Source organism: Rhizobacter sp. P3_B12 (assembly GCF_056402895.1).
Genome location: NZ_JBFUGN010000479.1, coordinates 1 through 4657, shown reverse-complemented (window position 1 = coordinate 4657; position 4657 = coordinate 1). Strand labels below are relative to the sequence as shown.

Sequence of the window (4657 nt, the reverse complement as noted above, 5' to 3'; positions counted from 1 at the left end):
CCCCTGCACTGACTGGTTTGATGGCCCGTCGCCGAAACTCCCGCCACTCACTTCGTTCGTTGTGGTCAAACAGTCGGCGACAGTCAGTTCACGAAGCGTGCTGCGCACGCGGGCCATCAAACCAGCCAGCTCCGGCGCCACTCCCTTATTGGCGCTCCCCAGCCTCCCCGCCCGCGCCTTTTGCACCGCCCCGGTCCTTCGGGGGGTGACAAGCGAACAAGTGGGGTTTGATTCCCGGGTCGTCAACCGGCCTTCCGCGCCACTGCCGCCCAGCCTTCAACCCGAGTTCGGGTCCTGGATTGGCAGCCGGGCTGCGCGTACTTCTTCCAGGCGCTGCTGGATGCACTCCGCCAGCAGCCCGGCGACCAGCTTCACCACCGGCCCGGGCGGGCGCCCGGCATCGACCGCGAGACTGATCGTCTGCGCTTCGACGCCTTTGTCGCGCACCGGGATGAAATTCAACGTGCCGTCCAGCAACTCTGGCGCGGCATCCAGCTCCGAGGTCAGCGCCACATGGCTGCCCTGGCGCGCCAGCATCTTCACCAGCTGCAGCGAGTTCGTCTCGACGCGCAGCCGCGCGTCGTTGAACAGCCAGTGGTAGTGCGCCTCCAGGTAGCGCCGGATCAGCAGCGCCTTGCTCTGCAGCGCGATCGGGAAGGCGCACACCTCCTGCAGGCTCACCGTCTCCTGCGCTGCGAGCGCATGCCCGGGCGCGACGATGCAGCCCAGCGGCAGCTCGCTGCTCCACAGCGCCAGCAGCTCGCGCCGCGGTGACAGGTTGAACACCGCGGCCACTTCGGCCTTGCCGGCCAGCAGCGCGGCCACCGCGTCGTCGCTGCTGCCGATCTCGATGCCCAGCGTGATGCGCGGGTGATCGGCCGCCAGCCGCGCGACCAGCTGCGGCAGCACGCTGGTGCTGTGGCTGTCCATCGCGGCGATGCGCACATGCCCCTGGTGGATGCCCTGCATCTGCCGGATCTCGGCCGYGACGCGCCGCTCGTCGCTGCGCCAGCGCCGCGCGAGCGTGACGATCGCATCGCCCGGCGGCGTCAGCCGCATGCCGCGCGGCAGCCGCTCGAACAGCGGCACCCCCAGCGCCTCTTCCAGCTGCAGCACCTGGCGGTTCACCGCCGACGCGGCCACGTGCAGCTCCTTCGCGGCGCCCTGGATCGAGCCCGAGCGGGCCACCTGGTCGACATAACGGAGCACGAGGGGGAGCAGGTTGCCGCGCAGCATGGGAAGGCCTTCGGGATGTGCGTACTCAAAAAGAGCATGCAGTGTTGCGCAATCGGTGATGGACGGCAATGCACGCGCTGCCTAGCATCGATGCACCTCATCCCCTGCCGGAGCCTGTCGATGTCTTCCTTCCCCCRCAGCCTGCTCGCGGCCGCCCTGGTGACGGCTCTCGTGGCGGGTACCGGCGCCGCACGGGCCGCCTGGCCCGAGAAGCCGATCCGCATCGTCGTGACCTTCGCGCCGGGCGGGGCCAGCGACATCGTCGCGCGCGAGATCTCCGCGCCGCTCGCCAAGGCGCTCGGCCAGCCGGTGATCGTCGACAACAAACCCGGTGCCGGCGGCACGCTGGGCGGTGCCGAGGTCGCGCGCTCGGCGCCGGACGGCTACACGCTGATGCTGTCGAACTCCACGCCGCTGTCGATCGGCCCGTTCACGCTCGCGAAGCCGCCGTACGACCCGGTGAAGCAGTTCACGCACATCGCGATGCTGGGCGTGGCACCGGTGGCGATCATGGCCAATCCGCAGGCCGGCATCGCGTCGCTGGCCGACCTGCCGAAGGCGGCCGCCGCGGCGCACGGCAACCTGAGCTTCGGCAGCGGCGGGCCGGGCTCGATCGGGCAGATCGTCGGCGAGATGCTGAAGGCCGACCTGAAGCTGGACATGACGCACGTGCCGTACCGCGGCGGCGCGCCGATGACCACCGACCTGATCGCCGGCACCGTGCCGCTGGGCATCGACGTGATCACCGCCTACGTGCCGATGATGAGGAGCGGCCAGATCAAGGGCATCGCGGTGACCTCGCGCAAGCGTTCGCCGCTCGCGCCCGACGTGCCGACCGTCGTCGAGCAGGGCCGGCCCGACCTCGTCAGCGACAACTACTTCGGGGTCTCCGGCCCGGCCGGTCTGCCGAAGGAAGTGAGCGACAAGCTCGCGCAGGCGCTGGCCGACATCCTGGTGCAGCCGGCGATCGTCAAGCGCTTCGAGGAGCTCGGCATCACGCCGCTGAAGATGAGCTCGGCCGAGTTCGCCGGCTTCGTCGAGAAGCAGATCCGCGACTGGGCGCCGGCGATCAAGGCGGCGGACCTCAAGCCGTGAGCCTGCCGTCGATCGCGCCGATCTCCTGGCAGGCGCTGTGCGACGGCAGCGACGAGGCCTTCGTCGAGCGGCTCGCCAGCGTGTTCGAGCATGCGCCGTGGGTCGCGGTGGCGGTGCTGAACGAGCGGCCGTTCGCGAGCCTCGAGGCCTTGCATGCCGCGATGATGGCGCGGCTGCGGGCCTTGCCCGAGCCGCAACTGCTGGCCCTGCTGCAAGGCCATCCGGAGCTGGCGGGCGACCAGGCCCGCACCGGCGCGATGACGGCCGATTCGGTGGCCGAGCAGGGCAGCCTCGCGCTCGAGGCCCTGCCGCCGGCCGAGGCCGCGCGCTGGGATGCGATGAACGCGGCCTATCGCGAGCGCTTCGGCTTCCCGTTCATCCTGTGCATTCGCGAGCACACGCGTGAATCGGCGTTGCAGGCCTTCGAGGCGCGCCTGCTGCGCGCGCGGGCGGATGAGTTGCAGCAGGCGCTGGACGAGATCGGCCGGATCTCGCGGCGGCGGCTGCAGGCCCGGATCGCCTACTGACCGGCCGCCGCGGCGCGCTGCTTCGCGAGCGCCGCCAGCGTCTCGCGCATCCGCTCGCCCACCGCGATCTGCGGGTTCGAGTAGCCGTCGGTCTTGCCGGCCTCCTTCTCGCGCTGCTCGATGCGCGTTCGCGCCGCTGCATGCGCTTCCTCGAACGACCAGGTCGTGCGCATGCCTTCGTCGTACATCGCGCGGCCGAAGAAGGTCAGCGGCGAGCGGCGGCCGCAGCCGTACGAGGTGTGGTCGGCATCGGCCGCCGTCATCACCAGCGTGTCGGGGTCGGACAGCGGCACGATCCAGCTGCCCGAGTAGCAGGCCGACACCGAGATCACGCGGTGGCGAACGCCCGCGGCATCCAGCCAGCCCTTCAGCATCGCCGGCGTGACCGAGTCGACCTCCAGCGGCCAGAACGACGACGCGAGCTGCCCGTCGCGTGCGCCGTGCGAGGTGAGGTGCAGGAACAGCACGTCCTCGTCGCGGTCCATCAGCGCGGCCATGCGCGTGATCGCACGCTGCAGGTTCACCGGCGTGGCCCACGGGAACACGGCCGGGTCGTCGTGGTGGCTCACCAGCTGCAGCGCGCGGCCGGCGCCGCCGAAGCGGGTGCTAATCACGTCGGCCACCATCGCGCTCTCGCGGCGGAACACCTCCTCTTCGGCGTTCGGCGCGAAGGTCAGCGTGTAGACGTCGATCGTGCCCTTGCGCTGCGGCGCGATGGCCTGCAGCTGCGTCTGCAGCAGCTGCGATTGCTGTTCGACCAGCTCCTGCGTCAGCTTGAAGCGCGGCGCATCGTCTTCGCCCTCGGCGGTCTCGGCGCGGGCCGGGTACCAGTAGGTGGCGCGGTTCAGCCATTGGTTGGCCACCAGCGTGGCCGCGACCACCAGCAGCGCGCCCAGGCGCGGCGCCAACCGCGTGCCGGTGCGCCACAGCAGCACCCCCTGCGCGAGGAACAGCCAGCCGACGGCGAGCCACCACACGCCCCACGCCAGCCAGCCGCTCGCATCGCCGCTGCCGTACACGCCGTTGCGGGACATCGGCACGAACAGCAGTGCCAGCACCACCAGCATCGGCAGGCCCTGCGCGCACAGCATCGCGAACAGCGCCGGGGCGTCGGGCCCGTCACTGTCACCTTCACCCTGGCGCCGCGGCGTGCGCACCAGCCACCAGCAGGCCCAGGCCAGCAGCACCACCCCCATCCAGTGCGAGGACAGCAGCGTCGGCCAGTAGAACGAGGCGGGTCCGGTGATGAAGAGTYGCCCGACCCCCACGCCGAGCACGAACGGCACGATGAAGAGGCAGGCCGTGATGGCCGGCGTGGCGCGCAGGCCGCGCCAGTCGGCGCGCATCAGCAGCGCGGTGCGGAAACCCTGGAGCCACCAGGCGCCGAGCGCGCCGCGGGGCAACTGAGGGGGCGGCGCGGGTGGGGTTTCGGGGATCGATTCGATCGAGTCGTTCAGTCCGTTGTCGGTCATTGGTGGTGTTCTCCCAAGCGGGCGAATCTACCAAACGAACCGGGCGTTCAATCTGACGAAACCAGGACCGACGTGATGCTGATCCACGCGCCGACCCATACCGACAGCCCGAAGCCGTGATGGCCCAGTGAGCCGGGGGACAATGCGGGTCCTTTCCCGCTGTGTCTCTTGCACATCCCCTGCCCATGCCTGCCATCGCCTCCACTGCCAACGTCGTGATCATCGGGGGCGGGCCGGCCGGCCTGATGGCGGCCGAGCGCCTCGCCGCCGGCGGCGTGCAGGTCGACCTGTACGACGCGATGCCGTCGGTCGGCCGCAAGTTCCTGC

5 protein-coding genes are annotated in these 4657 nt (G+C 70.5%); 3 read left to right on the top strand and 2 right to left on the bottom strand.

Annotated elements, in window-relative coordinates; translation table 11 throughout:
• Positions 1-276 precede the first annotated feature (276 nt).
• Positions 277-1236 (bottom strand): LysR family transcriptional regulator, encoded by a 960-nt coding sequence (locus AC1D01_RS21690; protein ID WP_477869953.1) that lies wholly within the window; start codon positions 1234-1236, stop codon positions 277-279.
• A gap of 120 nt (positions 1237-1356) precedes the next feature.
• Here AC1D01_RS21690 and AC1D01_RS21685 point away from each other — a divergent pair, with 120 nt between their 5' ends.
• Both AC1D01_RS21685 and uraD read left to right on the top strand, forming a co-directional pair.
• The gene (locus AC1D01_RS21685) at positions 1357-2331 is read left to right on the top strand and encodes a Bug family tripartite tricarboxylate transporter substrate binding protein (protein WP_477869951.1); all 975 of its coding nucleotides are present in this window, start codon (positions 1357-1359) and stop codon (positions 2329-2331) included.
• A complete protein-coding gene (gene uraD, locus AC1D01_RS21680) occupies positions 2328-2858 on the top strand; it encodes a 2-oxo-4-hydroxy-4-carboxy-5-ureidoimidazoline decarboxylase (protein ID WP_477869949.1) in 531 nt (176 codons plus the stop codon). The genes AC1D01_RS21685 and uraD overlap by 4 nt, the downstream gene beginning before the upstream one ends.
• Here the strand turns inward: uraD and AC1D01_RS21675 are convergent.
• On the bottom strand, positions 2852-4330 hold the full coding sequence (locus AC1D01_RS21675) for a C13 family peptidase (protein WP_477869947.1): 1479 nt from the start codon (positions 4328-4330) through the stop codon (positions 2852-2854). The genes uraD and AC1D01_RS21675 overlap by 7 nt on opposite strands.
• Positions 4331-4515: 185 nt before the next feature.
• Here AC1D01_RS21675 and AC1D01_RS21670 point away from each other — a divergent pair.
• Positions 4516-4657: NAD(P)-binding protein (locus tag AC1D01_RS21670; RefSeq protein WP_477869955.1), on the top strand; the 142-nt coding region annotated here is incomplete at its 3' end.